The following is a 20,118-nucleotide window of genomic DNA, read 5'->3' as shown; positions in this document are numbered from 1 at the left end:
CACCCTGCCCGCCGCCGCGTTCCGCGGCGGCGGGTTTGCCAAGCCTCTCCCCCGGGGTTAGCCTGCCAGGGTCCGCCGCGGGGAATGCCAGATGCGCGTAGTCGCGTTGCTGTCGGTGGCACTCGCGTGCATGGGCACTGCGGGCTGTCGCCGCGACGAACCATCGTCTCCACCACCGGCCGCAACGGCCGCGACCGTTCCAGCTCTTACCGATCCTGCGGACTTCCCCTACGCCGAAGCCGGCATCGCCGACCTGCAGGCGGCGATGGAACGCGGCGAAACCAGCAGCCATGCGCTGGTGCAGGCCTACCTGGCGCGGATCATCGCCCTGGACCGCAACGGCCCCCGGCTCAACTCCGTCATCGAACTCAATCCCCTGGCCCGCAACGAGGCGGCCCGGCTCGATGCCGAGCGCGCCGCCGGGCGCCTGCGCGGGCCGCTGCACGGCATCCCGCTGCTGCTGAAGGACAACATCGACGCCACGCCGATGGCGACCACCGCCGGCTCGCAGGCGCTGGCCGGGTTCCGTCCACCAGCGGACGCGTTCCTGGTGCAGCGGCTGCGCGATGCCGGCGCGGTGATCCTCGGCAAGGCCAATCTCAGCGAGTGGGCCAACTTCCGCTCCACCCGCTCCACCTCCGGCTGGAGCTCGGCCGGCGGCCAGACCCGCAATCCCTACGCGCTGGACCGCTCGCCCTGCGGCTCCAGTTCCGGCACCGCCGTGGCGGTGGCGGCCAACCTGGCGGTGGCCGGCATCGGCACCGAGACTGACGGCAGCATCCTCTGCCCGGCGGCGGTGAATGGCCTGGTCGGGCTCAAGCCCACCGTGGGCCTGGTCAGCCGCGACGGCATCGTCCCGATCGCGCCCAGCCAGGACACCGCCGGGCCGATGGCGCGCAGCGTCGAGGACGCGGCCCTGCTGCTGGCGGCCATCGCCGGCCGCGACCCCAACGACCCGGCCACCGCGGACAACCGCGTGCTGGCCACCTTCGATTACGCCACGCGCCTGCACGGCGACCTGCGCGGCATGCGCATCGGCCTGCTGCAGGACCGCCTGGCCATTTCCCCGGAAGTCCACGCCGCGACCATGAAGGCCGTGGCCTCGCTGCGCGAGGCCGGGGCGATCGTGGTGCCGACGCGGATCCCGACCGAGGGCCAATGGCTGGATGACGAGCGCGAGGTCCTGCTCAGCGAATTCCGCCCGGCGCTGGAGCGCTACCTGCAGCAGCGCGAGGCGCCGCTGCGCACGCTCGAGCAGCTGATCGAGTACAACCGCGAGCACGCCAGCGACGTGATGCCGCTGTTCGGCCAGGAGCTGTTCGAACAGGCCGCCACGCGGCCCGGCCTGGCGGCGCCGGCCTACATCTCCGCGCGCACCCGCGCCCGTCGCCTCGCCGGCGCCGAAGGCATCGACGCGGCGCTGAAGGCCGACCGCCTGGACCTGCTGGTCGCGCCCACCACCGGGGTGGCCTGGCCGATCGACTACGCCGGGGGCGATCGTTTCCCCGGGGCCGGCTATGGCGCCGCCGCCGTCGCCGGCTATCCGGCCATCACCGTGCCGATGGGCAACAGCAAGGGCCTGCCGCTGGGCCTGGCCTTCATCGGCCCGGCGTGGAGCGAGCCGCGCCTGCTGCAGGCCGCGCATGCCTACGAGCAGCTGACCCTGGCGCGGCGGCCGCCGACCTTCCCGGCCAGCGTTCCGGGCGCCGACGCCACGCGCTGAGCCGGAGCGCGACGCTAGGCCCCGCCGGCGGCCGGATTCCGGGTGGGATCGGCCGCGGCGTCCTCCATGTCCTCGGCCCGCGGCGAGCTGGGCACCTCGGCGGTCGCGTCGGTGCGTGGCAGGCGCCGGCCCGCATCGCTGACCACCTCGGCGCGCAGGCGCGGCAGCGCATGCGGGTAATGCTGGGCGAGGAAGCCGATCATGCGCTCGCGAACCGCGCAGCGCAGGTCGAAGGCCTCGCCGGAATCGCGCGCGCTCACCAGCAGGCGCACCTGCATCTCCCGTTCCGAGGTGTCGGTGACCTGGGCGATGCAGACGCGGCCGTCCCAGCGCGGGTCGCCGTGGCAGATCCGTTCCAGCTCGGCGCGCACCTCGTCCATCGGCGTGCGGTAGTCCAGCCACAGGAACGCGGTGCCGAGCATCTGCGCGCTGCTGCGGGTCCAGTTCTGGAACGGGTTCTCGATCCACCACGACAGCGGCACGACGAGTCGCCGTTCGTCCCAGATACGGACCACGACGTAGGTGCTGTTGATCTCCTCGATGCGGCCCCACTCCCCTTCCACGATCACCACGTCGTCGAGGCGGATCGGCTGGGCCAGGGCGATCTGCAGGCCGGCGATGAGGTTGCCGAACACGGGACGGGCGGCAATACCCGCGACCAGGCCGGCGATGCCCGCGGAGGCCAGCAGCGTGGCGCCGACCTGGCGCACGGCCGGGAAGGTCATCAATGACAGGGACACGCCCAGCAGGATGATCGCGCCCATGGCCACCCGGCTGAGCACGCGCGTCTGCGTCTGGATGCGGCGCGCATGCAGGTTGTCGGCGATCTCCATCGGGTTGTGGCGCAGGATCGAGTCCTCCACCGCGCCGACCACCCGCACCAGCAACCAGGTCACGCAGGCGAACACCGCCAGGCGCAGCGCGTGCGCCCAGGTGCGCAGGTCCTCGTCGGGGATCGGCATCGCCCGCAGCGCCGCCAGCACGAACAGCAACGGCAGGGCGAAGGCCGCCGGCAGCACCATCGCGTGGACGATGCGGGCGCGGGTGGACTGGCGGTCGGCGATGCGGCGGGCGATCCGCCGCAACAGCACGTGCACCACCAGGCCCAGCAGCAGGGCGATGCCCAGCGGCACCACGTAGCCGCGCACCACGTACCAGTCCATCGCCGCCACGAATGCAGGCATCGCCGCCACCTCCTGCCGGATCGGGAGTGGCGCGGCCCGGCAAGGACCAGGGCATGCGCGCCACCGTATCGGAAGCCCGCATCCTGCCGCGGCAGGCGTGACGGCATTGCATCGACGCGGCGCGCGACAGCGCCGCGTCGCGGGCGGTCAGTGACCGCTGTGGCGCGCGCCCTGCTTGCGCACGATCGCCATCGCGATCTCCAGCGACTGCTCGTAGTTCAGCCGCGGATCGACGGTGGAACGGTAGGCGCGCTCCAGGTCGGCGTCCTTGAGCTCGCGCGCGCCGCCGGTGCATTCGGTGACGTCCTCGCCGGTGAGCTCCAGGTGCACGCCACCCAGGCGGGTGCCCGCCGCGGCGTGCAGGTCGAAGGAGTGTTCGACCTCGGCCAGGATGTTGGCGAAGCGACGGGTCTTGTAGCCGTTGGCGGTGCTCTCGGTGTTGCCGTGCATCGCGTCGCACACCCACAACACGCGGCGGCCGTCGCGACGCACCGCCTCCAGCAGCGGCGGCAGCTTCTCGGCGATCTGCGCCGCGCCCATGCGGTGGATGAAGGTCAGGCGCCCCGGTTCGTCCTCGGGGTTGAGCGCGTCCATCAGGCGCAACAGCTGGTCCGGCTGCACCGAAGGACCGACCTTGATCGCGATCGGGTTGCGGATGCCGCGGAAGTATTCGACGTGCGCGCCATCGAGCGCGGCCGTGCGCATGCCGATCCACGGGTAGTGCGTGGACAGGTTGAACCAGCCCCACTGCCGGGGCACCTGCCGGGTCAGCGCCTCCTCGTACGGCAGCAGCAGCGCTTCGTGCGAGGTGTAGAAGTCGATGCGGTTGAGGTTGTGCACTTCGGCGCCGGCCAGGGTCTCCATGAAGCGCACGGCGTCGCCGATGGAGTTCACCATCTTCTGGTAGTCGTCGGCCAGCGGCGAGCAGCCCACCCAGCTGAGGTTCCAGTATTCGGGATGGTGCAGGTCGGCAAAGCCGCCGTCGATCAGGGCGCGGACGAAGTTCATCGTCATCGCCGACCGCGCGTGCGCGGTGAGCATGCGCTGCGGATCGGGCACGCGCGCCTGCGCGGTGAACTCCGGGCCGTTGACCACGTCGCCGCGGTAGCTGGGCAGGCTCACCTCGCCGCGGGTTTCCATGTCGGCCGAGCGCGGCTTGGCGTACTGGCCGGCGAAGCGCCCCACCCTCACCACCGGCAGGCGCAGGCCGTGGACCAGCACCAGGCTCATCTGCAACAGCACCTTGAGCCGGTTGGAGATGGTGCCGGATTCGCAGTCGGCGAAGTTCTCGGCGCAGTCGCCGCCCTGCAGCAGGAAGCGCCTGCCCTCCTGCGCCTCGGCGATCTGCCGCTTCAGCGCGAGGATCTCCCACGAGGTGACCAGCGGCGGCAGGCGGCGCAGCTCGGCCAGCGCGGCCTCCAGCGCCGCCGGGTCCGGGTACTGCGGCATCTGCAATGCGGGCCGGGTGCGCCAGCTGCCCGGCGACCAGTCATTGGCGACGTCGACGGGATGCAGGCTGCGTTCTGGGGTGCTCATGGGAATGCTCGAGGTATGCGGGGGTTACGGGTCAGAGCCGGTTGCGGCCCTTGCGCCGGCGGAACGCGGCCTGCATTCCCCAGGCGGACAGCAGCACGAAGCCGAACAGGCTCCACACGGGCATGCTCAGGCCGAACAGGGTCCAGTCGACGGTGCCGCAGTCGCCGGTGCCGGTGAGGACCTTGCGCACCAGCTCCATCGGGCCGAGGGTTTCCTGCAGGAAGGACAGCGGCGGCCCGCAGGCCGGGGCGACGTCGCGCGGCAGGGTCTGCAGCCACACGTGGCGGCCGGCGATGCCGATGCCGACCAGCGCGGCGACCGCCACCAGCACGCCGTAGAAACGCCGGCCGCCCGGCGCGCGCGGCGCGTGCAGCCCGCCGGCCAGGAACACCAGCGCCAGTGCGGCGTAGGCGATGCGCTGGAAGATGCACAGCGGGCACGGTTCGAGCCCCTGGTAGAACTGCGTGTAGATCGCGTAGGCAAGCAGCGCGACGCAGCCGGCGAAGCCGGCGAGGAACTGCGCGCGGAAACTCCAGCGGAAGGGATTCATCGGCAGGACGGGCCCGGGACGTGGGAAATGGTCCGATTATTCCGTATCCGCGCCACCAGCGGTAATGGTGGCGGCTGAAACAAAAACCCCGGCGCTGGGCCGGGGTTCTCGTGGTGCGTGCGTCGCGCTCGCTTACTCGGCCGCCTGCGGGCGGTCGACCAGCTCGACGTAGGCCATCGGCGCGTTGTCGCCGGCGCGGAAGCCGCACTTCAGGATGCGCAGGTAGCCGCCCGGACGCGACTGGTAGCGCGGGCCCAGGATGGTGAACAGGTTGCCCACCGCTTCCTTGTCGCGCAGGCGCGCGAAGGCGAGGCGGCGGTTGGCCACGCTGTCGACCTTGGCCAGGGTGATCAGCGGCTCGGCGACGCGGCGCAGTTCCTTGGCCTTCGGCAGGGTGGTCTTGATCAGTTCGTACTTGAACAGCGAGGCGGCCATGTTCTTGAACATCGCTTCGCGGTGGGCACTGGTGCGGCTGAACTTGCGGCCGGCTTTCTGGTGACGCATGGTCGTGGTTCCTTGGGAATGTTGGGACTGTTGTACTTCGCTGTCGCCTTCCAGGCGGTGTTGCTGTGGACTGCGCTGGCCCGATCCGGCGTTCCGTCGCCGGGGAGTCGCCACGGGCTTCGAGGCCCGTCGGCGCTGGAACGCCCCGCGTCGCGATGGACGCGGGGCGGTGTTGCGTTATCAGCCGAGCATGCCGTGGGCGGCGACGCCGGCCGGCGGCCAGTTCTCGAGCTTCATGCCGAGGGACAGGCCGCGCTGGGCGAGGACTTCCTTGATCTCCGTGAGCGACTTCTTGCCCAGGTTCGGCGTCTTGAGCAGCTCGACCTCGGTCTTCTGGATCAGGTCGCCGATGTAGTAGATGCTCTCGGCCTTGAGGCAGTTGGCCGAACGCACGGTCAGCTCCAGGTCGTCGATCGGGCGCAGCAGCACCGGATCCACGCCGGTCGGGGCGGCCTTGGCGGCGCCACGGTCGCGGTGGGTGAAGTCACCGAACACCGACAGCTGGTCGCTGAGGATGTCGGCGGCGGTGCGCACGGCTTCCTCGGCGTCGATGGTGCCGTTGGTCTCGATGTCCAGGACCAGCTTGTCCAGGTCGGTGCGCTGCTCGACGCGCGCCGCTTCGACGGCGTAGGCGACGCGGCGGACCGGCGAGAACGAGGCGTCCAGGACCAGGCGGCCGATGGCGCGGGTTTCCTCGTCAGGACGGCGACGGGCGGTGGCCGGCTGGTAGCCGAAGCCGCGCTCGATCTTCAGGCGCATGTTCAGCGCCGTGTCCTTGGTGAGGTGGCAGATCACGTGGTCGGGATTGAGGATCTCGACGTTGTGGTCGGTCTTGATGTCGCCGGCGGTGACGACGCCCGGACCCTGCTTGGTCAGGGTCAGGGTGGCGCTCTCGCCGTTGTGCATGCGGATGGCGACGTCCTTGAGGTTCAGCAGGACCTCCAGCACGTCTTCCTGCAGGCCTTCCACCGTGGTGTACTCGTGCAGCACGCCGTCGATCTCGACCTCGGTGATCGCGAAGCCGGGGATCGAGGACAGCAGGACGCGGCGCAGCGCGTTACCCAGCGTGTGGCCGTAGCCGCGCTCGAGCGGCTCGATCACGATCTTGGCGCGATTGTCGGTGAGGCGTTCGATCTGCGGTCCGCGGGGACGCAGGACCTGGTTGGCGGTAACCGTCATGTTTGCGGATTCTCCTGCAATGGGCCGACGATCGGGGGAAACGCCGGCCCTGAGTGTGTGCCCCGTATCCGGGGACGGCCGGAAGGCGGGGCGACGCGATCCGGCCGGGGTGTGGATGCGGCGCCGCGCCCTTGCGGGCGCGGCAGCCAGCCACTGTTACTTCGAGTACAGCTCGACGATCAGCGCTTCGTTGATGTCGGCCGGCAGGTCGCCGCGGTCCGGGACCGCCTTGAACACGCCGGCGAACTTCTTCGCATCGACCTCGATCCACGACGGGGTCATGTCGTGCTGCTCGGCGACGGTCAGCGCTTCCTGCACGCGCAGCTGCTTCTGCGCCTTCTCGGACAGCGAGATCGCGTCACCGGCCTTGACCTGGTACGACGGCAGGTTGACCGGCTTGCCGTTGACCAGCACGCCGCGGTGCGAGACCAGCTGGCGGGCGGACGGACGGGTCACCGCGAAACCCATGCGGTAGACGACGTTGTCCAGGCGGGTTTCCAGCAGCTGCAGCAGGTTCTCGCCGGTGTTGCCCTTCTTGGTCGAGGCCTTCTTATAGTAGTTGCGGAACTGGCGCTCCAGCAGGCCGTAGATGCGCTTGACCTTCTGCTTCTCGCGCAGCTGGGTGGCGTAGTCGGAGAGCTTGCCCTTGCGCGCGGCGCCGTGCTGGCCGGGCTTCTGCTCCAGCTTGCACTTGGAGTCCAGCGCACGGGCCGGGCTCTTGAGGGACAGGTCGGCGCCTTCGCGGCGCGCGAGCTTGCAGGTAGGACCGATATAACGAGCCATTTCTTATCGCCCCCTTAGACGCGACGCTTCTTCGGCGGACGGCACCCGTTGTGCGGGATCGGCGTCACGTCGATGATGTTGGTGATCTTGTAACCGACGGCGTTCAGCGAACGCACGGCGGACTCGCGACCCGGGCCCGGGCCCTTGATGCGCACCTCCAGCGACTTGACGCCGTAGTCCAGCGCGGCGCGGCCGGCCTTCTCGGCGGCCACCTGCGCGGCGAACGGGGTCGACTTGCGCGAGCCGCGGAAGCCCGCGCCGCCGGAGGTCGCCCACGACAGGGCGTTACCCTGGCGGTCGGTGATGGTCACGATGGTGTTGTTGAAGGAAGCGTGCACGTGGGCGATGCCGTCGGTGACGACGCGCTTGATCTTCTTCTTGGTCTTGGCAGCAGCTGGCTTGGCCATAGTCTTCTATCCCTTACTTCCGGATCGCCTTGCGCGGACCCTTGCGGGTGCGGGCGTTGGTACGGGTGCGCTGGCCACGCAGCGGCAGGCCGCGGCGGTGGCGCAGGCCGCGATAGCAGCCCAGGTCCATCAGGCGCTTGATGGCCATGCCGATCTCGCGACGCAGGTCGCCTTCGACCACATACTTGCCGACTTCGGCGCGCAGGCGCTCGACTTCCGGCTCGGACAGGTCACGGATCTTGGTCGTCGGGGCCACGTTGGCGGCCTCGCAAACCTTCTTCGACCGGGTGCGGCCGATGCCATAGATGCTCTGCAACCCCACCCAGACGTGCTTGTGGGTCGGCAGGTTGACGCCTGCAATACGCGCCATGACGCGATCTCCAAACTTGAGGGTCGGCAACGCCCAGGGCGTCCCGACAGGATTGGTTCAAAAGTGAACTGCGAATTCTATCAATGTCCCGTATTACTTGGAAGCCCGCGGCCCGAAGGCCCTGGACCCGGCATGGGGAGTGTGCCCATGCTCCGGCGCCGGACTCTGCTGGCGTCCCCGGTTGCCCGGGTCGGCCGGCCGCGCTACTCCAGCGCGGCACCGCATCGTCTCACCCGTGCGCGAGACGTCGCACGGGCCGCCCATTTCTGGATGGACCGGCCCCGCCGGGACCGGCTGCCGGCGGAATGGGTCCGCCGGACTTCGAAAGCTCCCGGCCGATGCCGGGCCGGGGTCAGCCGCGGGCGAAACCGCCGCCGCGCGAACCGCCCTTCAGGTTGGCCTTCTTCAGAAGGCTCTCGTACTGGTGCGACATCAGGTGGGCCTGGATCTGGGCGATGAAGTCCATCACCACGACCACCACGATCAGCAGCGAAGTGCCGCCGAAGTAGAACGAGGTACCCATCTGGGTGCGCATCACTTCCGGCAGCAGGCACACGATCACCAGGTAGGCAGCGCCGGCCGCGGTCAGGCGGGTGAGCACGCCGTCGATGTAGTCGGCGGTGGCCTTGCCCGGACGGATGCCCGGGATCAGCGCGCCCGACTTCTTCAGGTTGTCGGCGGTTTCCTGCGAGTTGAACACCAGTGCCGTGTAGAAGAACGCGAAACCGGTGATCAGCGCGGCGAACACGATCATGTGCAGCGGCTCGCCCGGGGCCAGCGCGTTGGACACGCGCTGCAGCCAGGTGGCCGAGGTGGCCTGGCCGGACCACTGCGCCAGGGTCGCCGGGAACGCCAGGATCGACGAGGCGAAGATCGCCGGGATCACGCCCGACATGTTGAGCTTCAGCGGCAGGAATGAGGTCTGGTTCATGTACGCGCTGCGGCCGCCCTGGCGGCGCGCGTAGTTGACCGTGATGCGGCGCTGGCCGCGCTCGACGAAGACCACGAACCAGGTGAACACCAGGACCACGGCCACGATCAGCAGCAGGGTCAGGAAGTTCATGGTGCCGCCACGGTAGGCCTCGATGGTCTGGATGACCGCGCCCGGCAGGCCGGCGACGATGCCGGCGAAGATGATCAGCGACACGCCATTGCCGATGCCGCGCTCGGTGACCTGCTCACCCAGCCACATCAGGAAGATGGTGCCGGCGGTCAGGGAGACCACCGCGGTCAGCACGAAGCCCACGCCCGGGCCGTAGACCACCGGGACGCCACCCGGGGCGACCTGGTTCTGCAGGGCGAGGGCGATGCTGCCGCCCTGCACCACCGCCAGCAACACCGCGCCGATGCGCGAGTACTGGGTGATCTTGCGGCGGCCGGACTCGCCTTCCTTCTGCAGCGACTTCAGCGCCGGGAAGATGTGCACCGCCAGCTGCATCACGATCGATGCCGAGATGTACGGCATCACGTTCAGCGCGAAGATGCTGAAACGGTGCAGGGCGCCGCCCGAGAACATGTTGAACATGTCCACGATGCCGCCGCCCTGCGCCTGCATCATGGCGAGCATGGCATCGGGGTTGACGCCCGGCACCGGCACGAAGCAGCCGATGCGATAGACCATCAACGCGCCAAGCACGAACAGCAGGCGCTGGCGCAGTTCGGTGAACTTGCCCAGGCCGCTGCCGAGATTGCCGATTCCAGCTTGCGCCATATGTCGCTTACTCCTCGACGCTGCCGCCGGCAGCTTCAACCGCGGCCTTGGCGCCGGCGGTCAGTGCGATGCCCTTGATAACCAGCTTGCGCGACAGATCGCCCTTCTTGACGATCTTGGCGCGCTTGGCGGTCGACGGGACCAGCTTGGCGGCCTTCAGCGCCGCGAAGTCGACGGTGTCGCCTTCAACCAGGGCCAGCTTGTACAGCAGGACCTCGGCGGTGTCCTTCGCGGTCAGCGAACGGAAACCGACCTTCGGCAGGCGGCGCTGCATCGGGGTCTGGCCGCCTTCGAAGCCGGCCTTGATCTTGCCCTTGCCGGCGCGGGCGAACGAACCCTTGTGGCCGCGGCCCGCGGTCTTGCCGAGGCCCGAACCGATACCACGACCGACGCGGGTACGCTCCTTGCGGGCGCCTTCGGCGGGCTTGAGAGTATTCAGACGCATGGGATTCTCCTTAGTCCTCGACCCGCACCAGGTAGTGCAGCTGGTTGATGAGGCCGCGGACCTGCGGGCTGTCCTTCAGCTCGCGCACGTCGTTGAGCTTGTTCAGGCCCAGGGCGCGGACCGACAGACGGTGACGGGCCTGGGTGCCGCGCAGGCCGCGCACCAGGCGCACCTTGACGGTCTTGTTCGACTCGTTAGCCATTGAGGAGTTCCTCCGCCTTCTTGCCGCGCTTGGCCGCGATGCGGGTCGGCGACTGCATGGCCTCCAGGCCCTTCAGGGTGGCCCGGACCAGGTTGATCGGGTTGCGCGAACCGACGGCCTTGGCCAGCACGTTCTTCACGCCGACCGCTTCCAGGACGGCGCGCATCGCGCCACCGGCGATGACGCCGGTACCCTCGGAAGCCGGCTGCATGAACACGCGGGCGGCGCCGTGGCCGGCCTTGACCGGGTGCCACAGGGTGCCGTTGTTCAGGTCGACGGTCAGCATGCCCTTGCGCGCGTACTCCATCGACTTCTGGATGGCCACCGGGACCTCGCGGGCCTTGCCGTAGCCGAAGCCGACGCGGCCCTCGCCGTCACCGACCACGGTCAGCGCGGTGAAGGTGAACTGGCGGCCGCCCTTGACGGTCTTGCTGACGCGGTTGACCGCGACCAGCTTCTCGATCATGCCGTCGTCGATTTTCTCTTCGCGGTTGCGGTCGCGATCGCGACCCCGCGGCTGACGCTCTTCTGCCATCTTGTTTTCCTCGGTAAGTGGGTATGTACGGCTCGGTCGCCGCTTATGGTTGTGGTCTGGAGCGGTGGAGCGTCACGTCCGCGCAGAAGGAGGACGGCGCCCGGCGCCACCTGCGCCGGCAGGACGGGCCCGCCTGGGCGGGCCCGCAGGAATCAGAACTGCAGGCCACCCTCGCGGGCGGCGTCGGCCAGCGCCTTGATGCGGCCGTGGTAGCGGTAGCCCGAGCGGTCGAAGGCGACCTTCTCGATGCCCGCAGCCTTGGCGCGCTCGGCGATGATCTTGCCCACCTTGGCGGCGGCGTCGATGTTCTTGCCGTTCTTCAGGCCTTCCTTGACGTCGGCCTGCAGGGTGTTGGCGGCGGCGATGACCTTGCTGCCGTCGGCGGTGAACAGCTGCGCGTAGACGTGCTGGCCGGTACGCAGCACCGACAGGCGCGGCACGCCTAGCTTGCGGATGTGGGCCCGGGTCGACTTGGCGCGGCGCAGGCGGGCGTCGTTCTTGATGCTCATGGTGTTTGACCTCGTGGAAGCGGATCGGCTCTGGGACCAGCCGGTCCGACGCCTCGGCGCCGGACCGGAAGGCCTTAGGCCTTCTTGGCTTCCTTGCGGATGATGACTTCGTCGGAGTACTTCACGCCCTTGCCCTTGTACGGCTCCGGCGGACGGAAGGCGCGGATCTTGGCCGCCACTTCACCGACGCGCTGCTTGTCGGCGCCCTGGACCAGGATCTCGGTCTGGCTCGGGGTCGACAGGGTGATGCCTTCCGGCGCCTGGAACACGACCGGGTGCGAGAAACCGAGCGACAGGCTCAGGTCCTTGCCCTGCATCGCGGCGCGGTAACCGACGCCCACCAGCTCGAGCTTGCGCTCGAAGCCCTCGGAAACGCCCTTGACCATGTTGGCCAGGATCGCGCGGACGGTGCCCGCCAGCGGGATCAGCGAGTCATCGTTGGCCGACAGGATGGCGTTGCCGTCCTCGATGGAGATCTGCACGCCGGCCGGCTTGGCCAGCGACAGGGTGCCCTTCGGACCCTTGGCGCTGACGCTGGTGTCCTGGATGTTCAGTTCGACGCCCTTCGGCAGGGCGATCGGCTTCTTGGCTACGCGGGACATGTCGTCGTAACTCCTTCGCTTAGGCCACGTAGCACAGGACTTCGCCGCCGACGCCGGCGTTGCGCGCCTGCTTGTCGGTCATGATGCCCTGGGAGGTGGAGATGATGGCCACGCCGAGGCCGCCCAGGACCTTCGGCAGTTCGCTCTTGCCGCGGTACATGCGCAGGCCCGAGCGCGAAGCGCGCTTCAGCTGCTCGATGACCGGACGGCCTTCGAAGTACTTCAGCACGATCTCGAGTTCGGCCTTGTTGTTCTCGCCCTGGATGACGCGCAGGTCGGAGATGTAGCCCTCGTCCTTCAGGACGGTGGCGATGGCAACCTTGATCTTGGAGGACGGCAGCTTCACCGTCGGCTTGCCCACAGCGGCCGCATTCTTGATGCGGACCAGCATGTCGGCGATGGGATCAGTCATGCTCATGAGTGGTTCCTTGAGTGCACCGATATCCGCTTTCGCGAAATCTGGATTGTGTCCCGGGAGAGGCCGGGCCCTTGCCGCGACGACCCGGGACGGCCGGGGCGAAGCCGGGGATTATAGCGCAAGGAACCGGCCTTGGGGGCCGGCTCCATGCCTGTTGCCTGGACCGGGCGGCCGGGGCCGCCCTGCCCGCTTACCAGCTGGCCTTGCGCAGGCCGGGCACGTCGCCACGCATGGTGGCTTCGCGCAGCTTGTTGCGGCCGAGGCCGAACTTGCGGTAGACGCCGCGCGGACGGCCCGACAGCTCGCAGCGGTTGCGCTGGCGGCTCGGCGAAGAGTCGCGCGGCAGCTTCTGCAGCTTGGTCGCGGCTTCGATCTTCTCTTCGTAGGAAGCGGTCTGCGAGGCGACGATCTTCTTCAGCTCCTCGCGCTTGGCCGCGTACTTCTTGGCCAGCTTCTCCCGCTTCGCGTCGCGGTTGACCATGGAGGTCTTTGCCATGTTCTGTGACCCTTAGTTGCGGAACGGGAACTTGAACGCTTCGAGCAGCGCCTTGGCTTCGGCGTCGGTCTTGGCGGTCGTGGTGATCGCGATGTCCATGCCGCGGATGGCGTCGACGGCGTCGAAATCGATCTCCGGGAAGATGATCTGCTCCTTGACGCCCATGTTGAAGTTGCCACGGCCGTCGAACGAACGGCCCGACACGCCGCGGAAGTCGCGGACGCGCGGCAGCGACACGCTGATCAGGCGGTCCAGGAACTCGAACATGGTGTCGCGGCGCAGGGTCACCTTGCAGCCGATCGGCCAGCCGTCGCGGATCTTGAACGAGGCCACCGAGACGCGGGCCTTGGTCGTCACCGGCTTCTGGCCGGAGATCTTGGCCAGGTCGGCGACGGCGTTTTCCAGCACCTTCTTGTTGGCAGCCGCCTCGCCCACGCCCATGTTGAGCGTGATCTTGACGAGCTTGGGGACTTGCATCGGATTGGTGTAGCCGAACTTCTTCATCAGAGCCGGCACCACTTCTTCCTTGTAGATCTTTTCGAGCCGCGTGGTCATTGCTTCATTCCTCAGGCGTCGAGCGCCTCACCACTGGAGCGGAACACACGCAGTTTGCGTCCATCCTCCAGGACCTTGTACCCGATGCGCTCGCCCTTGCCGGTGGCGGGGTTGAGCGGCATCACGTTGGAAATGTGGATCGAGGCTTCGCGCTCGACCACGCCGCCGGCGATGCCCGCCTGCGGGTTCGGCTTGGTGTGCCGCTTGACCAGGTTCACGTTGGAGACGACCACGCGGTCGCCATCGACGCGGATGACCTCGCCCTGCTTGCCCTTGTCCTTGCCGGTAGTGACCACGACCTGGTCACCCTTCTTGATACGGTTTGCCATGTCTGCTTCCTCCGCTCAGAGCACTTCAGGCGCGAGCGAGACGATCTTCATGAACTTCTCGGAACGCAGCTCACGGGTCACCGGTCCGAAGATACGGGTGCCGATCGGCTCCTGCTTGTTGTTCAGCAGGACGGCGGCGTTGCCGTCGAAGCGGATCAGCGAGCCGTCCGGACGGCGAACGCCCTTCCGGGTGCGGACCACGACGGCGTCGTAGACCTCGCCCTTCTTGACCTTGCCGCGCGGAATCGCTTCCTTGACGGTCACCTTGATGATGTCGCCGATGCCGGCGTAGCGGCGCTTCGAGCCGCCCAGCACCTTGATGCACATCAGTTCCTTGGCGCCCGAGTTGTCGGCCACATCGAGGTAGCTCTGCATCTGGATCATGATTCAGATCTCCCTTATTCGGCCGCGCGGGTGACGATTTCCACCACGCGCCAGTTCTTGGTCTTGGACAGCGGCGCGATCTCGGTCACGCGCACCACGTCGCCTTCGTTGCAGCTGTTGTCCGCATCGTGGGCGTGGAGCTTGGTCGAGCGCTTGATGTACTTGCCGTACAGCGGGTGCTTGACCTGACGCTCGACCAGGACGGTCACCGTCTTGTCCATCTTGTTGCTGATCACGCGGCCTTCGACCGTGCGCAGCTGCTTGTTGTTGTCGCTCATCGCTGCGATCCCTTACTGGTTGCTGCCGAGCAGGGTCTTCACGCGAGCAATCTCGCGGCGCACCCGGCGGGTTTCGTGGGTCTTCGACAGCTGGCCGGTCGCCTTCTGCATGCGCAGGGAGAACTGCTCCTTGCGCAGCTCCAGCAGGTGGGCCTTCAGCTCGTCGGCCGACTTTTCACGGAGTTCGTTGATCGTAGCCATTAGCGCACCGTACGGGTCACGAAGGTGGTGGTGACCGAGAGCTTGGCAGCCGCCAGGCGGAAGGCCTCGCGCGCCTGTTCCTCGGGCACACCCTCGATTTCATAGATCATGCGGCCGGGCTGGATCTGGGCGACCCAGTACTCGACGTTACCCTTACCGGAGCCCATTCGGACTTCGATCGGCTTCTGGGTGATCGGCTTGTCCGGGAACACGCGGATCCACATCTTGCCGCCGCGCTTGACGTAGCGGCTGATCGTGCGGCGGGCCGCTTCGATCTGGCGCGCGGTCAGGCGCCCGTGGGCGGTGGCCTTCAGGCCGTACTCGCCGAAGGACACGGCGTTGGCGCTCCAGCTCAGGCCCTCGTTACGGCCCTTGAACTGCTTGCGGAACTTGGTTCGCTTGGGTTGCAACATCGCCGTTACCTCGCTTCACGTGCGGGACGGGAGGGACGCTCGCGGTCACCACGCTCGGCGCGCGGGCTGCTGGCTTCTTCCTGCTTCTCCTGTCCGACCTGGGCGAAGTCGAAGATCTCGCCCTTGTAGACCCATACCTTGATGCCGATCACACCATAGGTGGTGTGGGCTTCGGCAAAGCCGTAGTCGATGTCCGCGCGCAGGGTATGCAGCGGCACGCGGCCTTCGCGGTACCACTCCGAACGGGCGATCTCGGCGCCGTTCAGGCGGCCGGCGACGTTGACCTTGATGCCCAGGGCACCCAGGCGCATCGCGTTGCCGACGGCGCGCTTCATCGCGCGGCGGAACATGATGCGGCGCTCCAGCTGCTGCGCGATCGACTCGGCGACCAGCTGCGCGTCGAGCTCCGGCTTGCGGACCTCGGTCACGTTGATGTGCGCCGGGACGCCCATCAGCTCGGACACTTCCTTGCGCAGCTTCTCGATGTCCTCGCCGCGCTTGCCGATCACCACGCCCGGGCGGGCGGTGTGGATCGTCACGCGAGCGGTCTTCGCCGGACGCTCGATCAGGATCTTGCTGATGCCGGCCTGCGCCAGCTTCTTGCGAAGCATGTCACGGACCTTCAGGTCGGCCGCCAGGTACTGGGCGTATTCGCCCTTGTCGGCGTACCACTTGGAGTTCCAGTCCTTGGCAATGCCCAGGCGGATGCCGGTGGGATGAACTTTGTGACCCATATTACTTGCCCTCTCCCACGACGACGGTGATGTGGCTGGTCCGCTTGAGGATGCGGGTGCCGCGGCCCTTCGCACGCGCCATGAAGCGCTTCAGGGTCGGGCCCTCGTCGACCATGATGGTCTTGACCTTCAGCGCGTCGACGTCGGCGCCCTGGTTGTTCTCGGCGTTGGCGATGGCCGACTCGACGACCTTCTTGATCAGGGCGGCGGCCTTCTTGTCCGAGAACTTCAGCAGGTTGACGGCGCGTTCGGCCGGCAGGCCACGCACCTGGTCGGCGACCAGGCGGGCCTTCTGCGGGGAGATGCGCGCGGTGCGCAGGATGGCTTTCGCTTCCATTGTCATCTCTCCTTACTTCGACTTCTTGTCGCCGCCGTGACCCTTGAAGGTCCGGGTGACGGCGAACTCGCCGAGCTTGTGGCCGACCATGTTCTCGTTCACGAGGACCGGGACATGGTTCTTGCCGTTATGCACGGCGATGGTGAATCCCACCATTTCCGGCAGGATCATGGAACGGCGCGACCAGGTCTTGATCGGCTTCTTGGTGCCGCCCGCGGCCTCCACCTTCTTGATGAGGTGGTGATCGACGAACGGGCCTTTCTTGAGGGAACGTGGCATGGTCGATTAGCCCCTACGATCGCGGACGATGAACTGCTGGGTGCGCTTGTTCTTGCGCGTCTTGTAACCCTTGGTCGGGACACCCCACGGGGTGACCGGATGCGGGTTGCCCTGGCCGGCCTTGGCCTCACCACCACCGTGCGGGTGGTCGACCGGGTTCATGGCCGCACCGCGGACGGTCGGGCGCACGCCGCGCCAACGCTTGGCGCCGGCCTTGCCCAGCTTCTCCAGGTTGTGCTCGTCGTTGCCGACCTCGCCGATGGTGGCGCGGCACTCGGCCGGGACCTTGCGCATCTCGCCCGAACGCAGGCGGAGCAGCGCGTAGGTGCCTTCGCGGGCGACCAGCTGCACGCCGGCGCCGGCGGCGCGGGCGATCTGCGCGCCCTTGCCCGGCTTCAGCTCGATGCAGTGCACCGTGGTGCCGACCGGGATGTTGCGCAGCGGCAGGGTGTTGCCGGCCTTGATCGGGGCGTCGGAACCGGCGATCACCTGGTCACCGGCCTTCAGGCCCTTCGGGGCGATGATGTAGCGGCGCTCGCCGTCGACGTAGCACAGCAGGGCGATGTGCGCGGTGCGGTTCGGGTCGTACTCGATCCGCTCGACGCGCGCGACGATGCCTTCCTTGTTGCGCTTGAAGTCGATGAGGCGGTAGTGCTGCTTATGGCCGCCACCGACGTGGCGCGTGGTGATGCGGCCGTGGTGGTTGCGACCACCGGTCTTGCTCTGCTTCTCGAGCAGCGCGGCGTGCGGGGCACCCTTGTGGAGGTCCGGGGTGACCACGCGGACCGCGGAGCGGCGGCCGGCAGAGGTGGGCTTGAACTTCATCAATGGCATGGGATCACCCTCAGGCCTTCGCGGACACGTCGATGCTCTGGCCGTCGGCCAGGCGCACGTACGCCTTACGCCAGTCGCCGCGGCGACCGGAACGGAAGCGGAAGGACTTGTTCTTGCCCTTCACGTTGACGACGTTGACCGACTCGACCTTGACGTCGAACAGCTGTTCCACGGCGGCCTTCACGTCGGCCTTGGTGGCGTCGTTCGAAACTTCGAACACGTACTGGTTGCTGACTTCCTGCAGCCGGGCGGTCTTCTCGGACACGCGCGGCGCGAGCAGCACGCTGAAAACTTTCTCGTTGGCGCTCATGCCAGCCACTCCTCGACCTTCTTGACCGCTTCGGCGGTGATCAGCACGGAATCGGCGCCAACCAGGGCGACCGGATCCAGGCCCTGCACGTCGCGGACCTGCACGTACGGCAGGTTGCGCGCCGACAGGAACAGGTTCTCGGACGCGTCCTCGGTGACGATCAGCGGGCGCTTGCCCAGCTCCAGGCCGGCCAGCTTCTCGACCAGGCCCTTGGTCTTGGCGGCGTCGACGTCGAACGACTCGACGACCTTCAGGCGGCCCTGGCGGTTGAGCTCCGACAGGATCGAGCTGATCGCGGCGCGGTACTGCTTGCGGTTGACCTTCTGCACGAAGCTGCGCGGCTTCGCCGCGAAGGCCACGCCGCCGCCGACGAAGATCGGAGCGGTCAGGGCGCCGTGGCGGGCGCCGCCACCCTTCTGCTTCTTCGACTTCTTGGTGGTCCCGTTGACCTCGGCGCGGGTCTTCTGCGCCTTGGTGCCGGAGCGGCCGGCGGCCTGGTAGGCCACCACGACCTGGTGGACCAGGTCCTCGCTGAATTCGCGGCCGAACACGGCGTCGGAGACCGACAGCTTGTTGGCGCTACCCGTAATGGTGAGTTCCATGGTGATTCTCCTTACGCCTTGCTCGCCGGGCGCACGACCACGTCGCCACCCGGGGCACCCGGGACGGCGCCGCGAACGGCGATCAGGCCACGCTCGGCATCGACGCGAACCACTTCCAGGTTCTGCGCGCTCTGCGTTTCGGCGCCCATGTGGCCGGACATCTTCTTGCCCGGGAACACGCGGCCCGGCGTCTGGCGCTGGCCGATCGAACCCGGAGCGCGGTGGCTCAGCGAGTTACCGTGGGTGGCGTCACCCATGGTGAAGTTGTGGCGCTTGATCGTGCCCTGGAAGCCCTTGCCCTTGGTTACGCCCTGTACGTCGACGATCTGGCCCACCTCGAAGATGTCGGCCTTGATCTCGCCGCCAACGGCGAAGTCACCGATCTTGTCGTCGGCGACGCGGAACTCCCACAGGCCGCGCCCGGCTTCGACCTTGGCCTTGGCATAGTGGCCGGCCAGCGGCTTGTTGACCAGCGCGGCGCGGCGCGTGCCAGTGGTGACCTGGACGGCGCTGTAGCCGTCGACTTCGACGGTCTTGATCTGGGTGATGCGGTTCGGGGTGGCCTCGATCAGGGTCACCGGGACGGAACGGCCATCCTCGGTGAAGACGCGGCTCATGCCGGCCTTGCGGCCGACCAGACCCAACGAATACTTCTTCGTCATGTCGGCAGTCCTCAGGCGAGCTTGATCTGGACGTCGACGCCAGCCGCGAGTTCGAGCTTCATCAGCGCGTCCACGGTCTTGTCGTTGGGGTCGACGATGTCGAGCACGCGCTTGTGCGTGCGGGTCTCGTACTGGTCACGCGCATCCTTGTCGGCATGCGGCGAAACGAGAATGGTGTAACGTTCGATCTTGGTCGGCAGCGGGATCGGGCCACGCACCTGCGCGCCGGTCCTCTTGGCCGTTTCGACGATCTCGCTGGCCGAGCGGTCGATCAGACGGTGATCGAACGCCTTGAGCCGAATCCGGATCTTTTGGTCCGCCATGACGGAGTTCCTTCGTTAAAAGAGCGACGGGCGCGGCCTCTGGGATGCCTGCCCCGGTATTAGGTTCCTGTTCGTCCGCCAGGCCAGGGCCCTTTGGACAGGCACCGGCACTGCCAGCACCCAAAAGCGCGGGCAGGCCAGCGAGCCGGCCTGCCCAGACGGAAAAGTATAGAACGCGTAAATATGCGCGTCAACAGCCAATCCGGCCGTTCCACGCGCGATACGGTACGCGACCCTTCCCTGTCCGGCGAACACGAGGCACTTCCTGTGCCTCTTTTCGCTGTAAGGTCGCCGCCCACCCAGGGGGCGGCGACCATAACTTGTTGAATTACTTGATGATCTTGGAGACCACGCCGGCGCCGACGGTACGGCCGCCTTCGCGGATCGCGAAGCGCAGGCCCTCGTCCATCGCCACCGGGTTGATCAGCGACACCGCCATCTTCACGTTGTCGCCCGGCATCACCATCTCCACGCCCTCCGGCAGCTGGACGGCGCCAGTGATGTCGGTGGTGCGGAAGTAGAACTGCGGACGGTAGCCCTTGAAGAACGGGGTGTGACGGCCGCCCTCGTCCTTCGACAGCACGTACACCTCGGCCTCGAAGTCGGTGTGCGGGGTGATCGTGCCCGGCTTGGCCAGCACCTGGCCACGCTCGACCTCGTCACGCTTGGTGCCGCGCAGCAGCAGGCCCGCGTTGTCGCCCGCCTGGCCCTGGTCCAGCAGCT

At 67.8% G+C, this 20,118-nt stretch carries 31 protein-coding genes and 1 pseudogene; 1 reads left to right on the top strand and 31 read right to left on the bottom strand.

Annotation, left to right across the window (positions count from 1 at the left end; genetic code table 11):
- The first annotated feature begins 130 nt into the window (after positions 1-130).
- Positions 131-1,723: an amidase gene (locus tag PSEJ35_RS16275; RefSeq protein WP_232207669.1), complete on the top strand. Its 1,593-nt coding sequence runs from the start codon at positions 131-133 to the stop codon at positions 1,721-1,723.
- A 14-nt stretch (positions 1,724-1,737) separates the two neighbouring features.
- Here the strand turns inward: PSEJ35_RS16275 and PSEJ35_RS16270 are convergent, their stop codons facing one another.
- The 31 genes and pseudogenes from PSEJ35_RS16270 to tuf all read right to left on the bottom strand — a co-directional run.
- Positions 1,738-2,886, bottom strand: a complete 1,149-nt coding sequence (locus PSEJ35_RS16270; RefSeq protein WP_037083331.1) for a mechanosensitive ion channel domain-containing protein — start codon at positions 2,884-2,886, stop codon at positions 1,738-1,740.
- 168 nt (positions 2,887-3,054) lie between these two features.
- A complete protein-coding gene (locus PSEJ35_RS0113310; protein ID WP_028918222.1) occupies positions 3,055-4,443 on the bottom strand; it encodes a 3-deoxy-7-phosphoheptulonate synthase class II in 1,389 nt (462 codons plus the stop codon).
- 31 nt (positions 4,444-4,474) lie between these two features.
- Positions 4,475-4,993, bottom strand: coding sequence for a disulfide bond formation protein B (locus tag PSEJ35_RS0113305; RefSeq protein WP_028918221.1), 519 nt, complete (start codon positions 4,991-4,993; stop codon positions 4,475-4,477).
- A gap of 132 nt (positions 4,994-5,125) precedes the next feature.
- On the bottom strand, positions 5,126-5,497 hold the full coding sequence (rplQ, locus tag PSEJ35_RS0113300) for a 50S ribosomal protein L17 (RefSeq protein WP_028918220.1): 372 nt from the start codon (positions 5,495-5,497) through the stop codon (positions 5,126-5,128).
- 180 nt (positions 5,498-5,677) lie between these two features.
- Positions 5,678-6,676, bottom strand: coding sequence for a DNA-directed RNA polymerase subunit alpha (gene rpoA, locus PSEJ35_RS0113295; protein ID WP_024870227.1), 999 nt, complete (start codon positions 6,674-6,676; stop codon positions 5,678-5,680).
- A gap of 156 nt (positions 6,677-6,832) precedes the next feature.
- Positions 6,833-7,459, bottom strand: a complete 627-nt coding sequence (gene rpsD / locus PSEJ35_RS0113290) for a 30S ribosomal protein S4 (protein WP_024870228.1) — start codon at positions 7,457-7,459, stop codon at positions 6,833-6,835.
- Between the two features lie 14 nt (positions 7,460-7,473).
- Complete coding sequence (gene rpsK / locus PSEJ35_RS0113285; RefSeq protein WP_028918219.1) at positions 7,474-7,866, bottom strand: 30S ribosomal protein S11; 393 nt, start codon at positions 7,864-7,866, stop codon at positions 7,474-7,476.
- A gap of 13 nt (positions 7,867-7,879) precedes the next feature.
- The gene (rpsM, locus tag PSEJ35_RS0113280; RefSeq protein ID WP_024870229.1) at positions 7,880-8,236 is read right to left on the bottom strand and encodes a 30S ribosomal protein S13; all 357 of its coding nucleotides are present in this window, start codon (positions 8,234-8,236) and stop codon (positions 7,880-7,882) included.
- Between the two features lie 352 nt (positions 8,237-8,588).
- On the bottom strand, positions 8,589-9,947 hold the full coding sequence (secY, locus tag PSEJ35_RS0113275) for a preprotein translocase subunit SecY (protein ID WP_028918218.1): 1,359 nt from the start codon (positions 9,945-9,947) through the stop codon (positions 8,589-8,591).
- A gap of 7 nt (positions 9,948-9,954) precedes the next feature.
- Entirely contained in the window at positions 9,955-10,392 is a 438-nt protein-coding gene (rplO, locus tag PSEJ35_RS0113270) for a 50S ribosomal protein L15 (RefSeq protein ID WP_024870231.1), read from the bottom strand.
- Positions 10,393-10,402: 10 nt separating this feature from the next.
- Positions 10,403-10,594 (bottom strand): 50S ribosomal protein L30, encoded by a 192-nt coding sequence (gene rpmD, locus PSEJ35_RS0113265; protein WP_013535978.1) that lies wholly within the window; start codon positions 10,592-10,594, stop codon positions 10,403-10,405.
- Positions 10,587-11,129 carry a 30S ribosomal protein S5 gene (gene rpsE, locus PSEJ35_RS0113260; RefSeq protein WP_024870232.1) on the bottom strand — a complete coding sequence of 181 codons (543 nt, stop codon included), beginning with the start codon at positions 11,127-11,129 and terminating at the stop codon, positions 10,587-10,589. Before rpsE ends, rpmD begins: the two co-directional genes overlap by 8 nt.
- A gap of 152 nt (positions 11,130-11,281) precedes the next feature.
- Positions 11,282-11,638: a 50S ribosomal protein L18 gene (gene rplR / locus PSEJ35_RS0113255; RefSeq protein WP_028918216.1), complete on the bottom strand. Its 357-nt coding sequence runs from the start codon at positions 11,636-11,638 to the stop codon at positions 11,282-11,284.
- A gap of 74 nt (positions 11,639-11,712) precedes the next feature.
- Positions 11,713-12,240, bottom strand: coding sequence for a 50S ribosomal protein L6 (gene rplF / locus PSEJ35_RS0113250; protein WP_028918215.1), 528 nt, complete (start codon positions 12,238-12,240; stop codon positions 11,713-11,715).
- A 19-nt stretch (positions 12,241-12,259) separates the two neighbouring features.
- A complete protein-coding gene (gene rpsH, locus PSEJ35_RS0113245; protein ID WP_028918214.1) occupies positions 12,260-12,658 on the bottom strand; it encodes a 30S ribosomal protein S8 in 399 nt (132 codons plus the stop codon).
- Between the two features lie 190 nt (positions 12,659-12,848).
- Complete coding sequence (gene rpsN, locus PSEJ35_RS0113240) at positions 12,849-13,154, bottom strand: 30S ribosomal protein S14 (RefSeq protein ID WP_024870236.1); 306 nt, start codon at positions 13,152-13,154, stop codon at positions 12,849-12,851.
- A gap of 12 nt (positions 13,155-13,166) precedes the next feature.
- A complete protein-coding gene (gene rplE, locus PSEJ35_RS0113235; RefSeq protein ID WP_028918213.1) occupies positions 13,167-13,709 on the bottom strand; it encodes a 50S ribosomal protein L5 in 543 nt (180 codons plus the stop codon).
- Positions 13,710-13,720: 11 nt separating this feature from the next.
- Positions 13,721-14,038, bottom strand: a complete 318-nt coding sequence (gene rplX / locus PSEJ35_RS0113230; protein ID WP_024870238.1) for a 50S ribosomal protein L24 — start codon at positions 14,036-14,038, stop codon at positions 13,721-13,723.
- Positions 14,039-14,053: 15 nt separating this feature from the next.
- Positions 14,054-14,422: a 50S ribosomal protein L14 gene (gene rplN / locus PSEJ35_RS0113225; protein ID WP_024870239.1), complete on the bottom strand. Its 369-nt coding sequence runs from the start codon at positions 14,420-14,422 to the stop codon at positions 14,054-14,056.
- A gap of 14 nt (positions 14,423-14,436) precedes the next feature.
- Entirely contained in the window at positions 14,437-14,700 is a 264-nt protein-coding gene (gene rpsQ / locus PSEJ35_RS0113220) for a 30S ribosomal protein S17 (protein WP_028918212.1), read from the bottom strand.
- A gap of 12 nt (positions 14,701-14,712) precedes the next feature.
- Positions 14,713-14,901 (bottom strand): 50S ribosomal protein L29, encoded by a 189-nt coding sequence (rpmC, locus tag PSEJ35_RS0113215; RefSeq protein WP_028918211.1) that lies wholly within the window; start codon positions 14,899-14,901, stop codon positions 14,713-14,715.
- The gene (gene rplP / locus PSEJ35_RS0113210) at positions 14,901-15,314 is read right to left on the bottom strand and encodes a 50S ribosomal protein L16 (RefSeq protein ID WP_024870242.1); all 414 of its coding nucleotides are present in this window, start codon (positions 15,312-15,314) and stop codon (positions 14,901-14,903) included. The genes rpmC and rplP overlap by 1 nt, the downstream gene beginning before the upstream one ends.
- A 5-nt stretch (positions 15,315-15,319) precedes the next feature.
- Positions 15,320-16,048 (bottom strand): 30S ribosomal protein S3, encoded by a 729-nt coding sequence (gene rpsC / locus PSEJ35_RS0113205; RefSeq protein ID WP_028918210.1) that lies wholly within the window; start codon positions 16,046-16,048, stop codon positions 15,320-15,322.
- Position 16,049: 1 nt separating this feature from the next.
- A complete protein-coding gene (gene rplV, locus PSEJ35_RS0113200) occupies positions 16,050-16,385 on the bottom strand; it encodes a 50S ribosomal protein L22 (protein WP_028918209.1) in 336 nt (111 codons plus the stop codon).
- Positions 16,386-16,397: 12 nt separating this feature from the next.
- Positions 16,398-16,664, bottom strand: a complete 267-nt coding sequence (rpsS, locus tag PSEJ35_RS0113195; protein ID WP_024870245.1) for a 30S ribosomal protein S19 — start codon at positions 16,662-16,664, stop codon at positions 16,398-16,400.
- 6 nt (positions 16,665-16,670) lie between these two features.
- Positions 16,671-17,498: a 50S ribosomal protein L2 gene (gene rplB / locus PSEJ35_RS0113190; RefSeq protein ID WP_028918208.1), complete on the bottom strand. Its 828-nt coding sequence runs from the start codon at positions 17,496-17,498 to the stop codon at positions 16,671-16,673.
- Between the two features lie 10 nt (positions 17,499-17,508).
- On the bottom strand, positions 17,509-17,808 hold the full coding sequence (gene rplW, locus PSEJ35_RS0113185) for a 50S ribosomal protein L23 (protein ID WP_024870247.1): 300 nt from the start codon (positions 17,806-17,808) through the stop codon (positions 17,509-17,511).
- Entirely contained in the window at positions 17,805-18,410 is a 606-nt protein-coding gene (gene rplD / locus PSEJ35_RS0113180) for a 50S ribosomal protein L4 (RefSeq protein ID WP_028918207.1), read from the bottom strand. The genes rplW and rplD overlap by 4 nt, the downstream gene beginning before the upstream one ends.
- An 11-nt stretch (positions 18,411-18,421) precedes the next feature.
- Positions 18,422-19,072, bottom strand: a complete 651-nt coding sequence (gene rplC / locus PSEJ35_RS0113175; RefSeq protein ID WP_028918206.1) for a 50S ribosomal protein L3 — start codon at positions 19,070-19,072, stop codon at positions 18,422-18,424.
- Positions 19,073-19,083: 11 nt separating this feature from the next.
- Complete coding sequence (gene rpsJ, locus PSEJ35_RS0113170) at positions 19,084-19,395, bottom strand: 30S ribosomal protein S10 (protein WP_013535997.1); 312 nt, start codon at positions 19,393-19,395, stop codon at positions 19,084-19,086.
- A 328-nt stretch (positions 19,396-19,723) separates the two neighbouring features.
- Positions 19,724-20,118: pseudogene (tuf, locus tag PSEJ35_RS0113165) on the bottom strand (elongation factor Tu); the annotation flags it as partial.

The organism is Pseudoxanthomonas sp. J35 (assembly GCF_000513995.1).
GTDB lineage: Bacteria > Pseudomonadota > Gammaproteobacteria > Xanthomonadales > Xanthomonadaceae > Pseudoxanthomonas.
This window is presented reverse-complemented; position numbering and strand designations above follow the sequence as displayed.

Coding starts and splice junctions, on each gene's coding strand:
- PSEJ35_RS16275 (WP_232207669.1), top strand. CDS start 131: ATGGGCACTGCGGGCTGTCGCCGCGACGAACCATCGTCTCCACCACCG.
- PSEJ35_RS16270 (WP_037083331.1), bottom strand. CDS start 2,886: ATGGACTGGTACGTGGTGCGCGGCTACGTGGTGCCGCTGGGCATCGCC.
- PSEJ35_RS0113310 (WP_028918222.1), bottom strand. CDS start 4,443: ATGAGCACCCCAGAACGCAGCCTGCATCCCGTCGACGTCGCCAATGAC.
- PSEJ35_RS0113305 (WP_028918221.1), bottom strand. CDS start 4,993: ATGAATCCCTTCCGCTGGAGTTTCCGCGCGCAGTTCCTCGCCGGCTTC.
- rplQ (WP_028918220.1), bottom strand. CDS start 5,497: ATGCGTCACCAGAAAGCCGGCCGCAAGTTCAGCCGCACCAGTGCCCAC.
- rpoA (WP_024870227.1), bottom strand. CDS start 6,676: ATGACGGTTACCGCCAACCAGGTCCTGCGTCCCCGCGGACCGCAGATC.
- rpsD (WP_024870228.1), bottom strand. CDS start 7,459: ATGGCTCGTTATATCGGTCCTACCTGCAAGCTCGCGCGCCGCGAAGGC.
- rpsK (WP_028918219.1), bottom strand. CDS start 7,866: ATGGCCAAGCCAGCTGCTGCCAAGACCAAGAAGAAGATCAAGCGCGTC.
- rpsM (WP_024870229.1), bottom strand. CDS start 8,236: ATGGCGCGTATTGCAGGCGTCAACCTGCCGACCCACAAGCACGTCTGG.
- secY (WP_028918218.1), bottom strand. CDS start 9,947: ATGGCGCAAGCTGGAATCGGCAATCTCGGCAGCGGCCTGGGCAAGTTC.
- rplO (WP_024870231.1), bottom strand. CDS start 10,392: ATGCGTCTGAATACTCTCAAGCCCGCCGAAGGCGCCCGCAAGGAGCGT.
- rpmD (WP_013535978.1), bottom strand. CDS start 10,594: ATGGCTAACGAGTCGAACAAGACCGTCAAGGTGCGCCTGGTGCGCGGC.
- rpsE (WP_024870232.1), bottom strand. CDS start 11,129: ATGGCAGAAGAGCGTCAGCCGCGGGGTCGCGATCGCGACCGCAACCGC.
- rplR (WP_028918216.1), bottom strand. CDS start 11,638: ATGAGCATCAAGAACGACGCCCGCCTGCGCCGCGCCAAGTCGACCCGG.
- rplF (WP_028918215.1), bottom strand. CDS start 12,240: ATGTCCCGCGTAGCCAAGAAGCCGATCGCCCTGCCGAAGGGCGTCGAA.
- rpsH (WP_028918214.1), bottom strand. CDS start 12,658: ATGAGCATGACTGATCCCATCGCCGACATGCTGGTCCGCATCAAGAAT.
- rpsN (WP_024870236.1), bottom strand. CDS start 13,154: ATGGCAAAGACCTCCATGGTCAACCGCGACGCGAAGCGGGAGAAGCTG.
- rplE (WP_028918213.1), bottom strand. CDS start 13,709: ATGACCACGCGGCTCGAAAAGATCTACAAGGAAGAAGTGGTGCCGGCT.
- rplX (WP_024870238.1), bottom strand. CDS start 14,038: ATGGCAAACCGTATCAAGAAGGGTGACCAGGTCGTGGTCACTACCGGC.
- rplN (WP_024870239.1), bottom strand. CDS start 14,422: ATGATCCAGATGCAGAGCTACCTCGATGTGGCCGACAACTCGGGCGCC.
- rpsQ (WP_028918212.1), bottom strand. CDS start 14,700: ATGAGCGACAACAACAAGCAGCTGCGCACGGTCGAAGGCCGCGTGATC.
- rpmC (WP_028918211.1), bottom strand. CDS start 14,901: ATGGCTACGATCAACGAACTCCGTGAAAAGTCGGCCGACGAGCTGAAG.
- rplP (WP_024870242.1), bottom strand. CDS start 15,314: ATGTTGCAACCCAAGCGAACCAAGTTCCGCAAGCAGTTCAAGGGCCGT.
- rpsC (WP_028918210.1), bottom strand. CDS start 16,048: ATGGGTCACAAAGTTCATCCCACCGGCATCCGCCTGGGCATTGCCAAG.
- rplV (WP_028918209.1), bottom strand. CDS start 16,385: ATGGAAGCGAAAGCCATCCTGCGCACCGCGCGCATCTCCCCGCAGAAG.
- rpsS (WP_024870245.1), bottom strand. CDS start 16,664: ATGCCACGTTCCCTCAAGAAAGGCCCGTTCGTCGATCACCACCTCATC.
- rplB (WP_028918208.1), bottom strand. CDS start 17,498: ATGCCATTGATGAAGTTCAAGCCCACCTCTGCCGGCCGCCGCTCCGCG.
- rplW (WP_024870247.1), bottom strand. CDS start 17,808: ATGAGCGCCAACGAGAAAGTTTTCAGCGTGCTGCTCGCGCCGCGCGTG.
- rplD (WP_028918207.1), bottom strand. CDS start 18,410: ATGGAACTCACCATTACGGGTAGCGCCAACAAGCTGTCGGTCTCCGAC.
- rplC (WP_028918206.1), bottom strand. CDS start 19,072: ATGACGAAGAAGTATTCGTTGGGTCTGGTCGGCCGCAAGGCCGGCATG.
- rpsJ (WP_013535997.1), bottom strand. CDS start 19,395: ATGGCGGACCAAAAGATCCGGATTCGGCTCAAGGCGTTCGATCACCGT.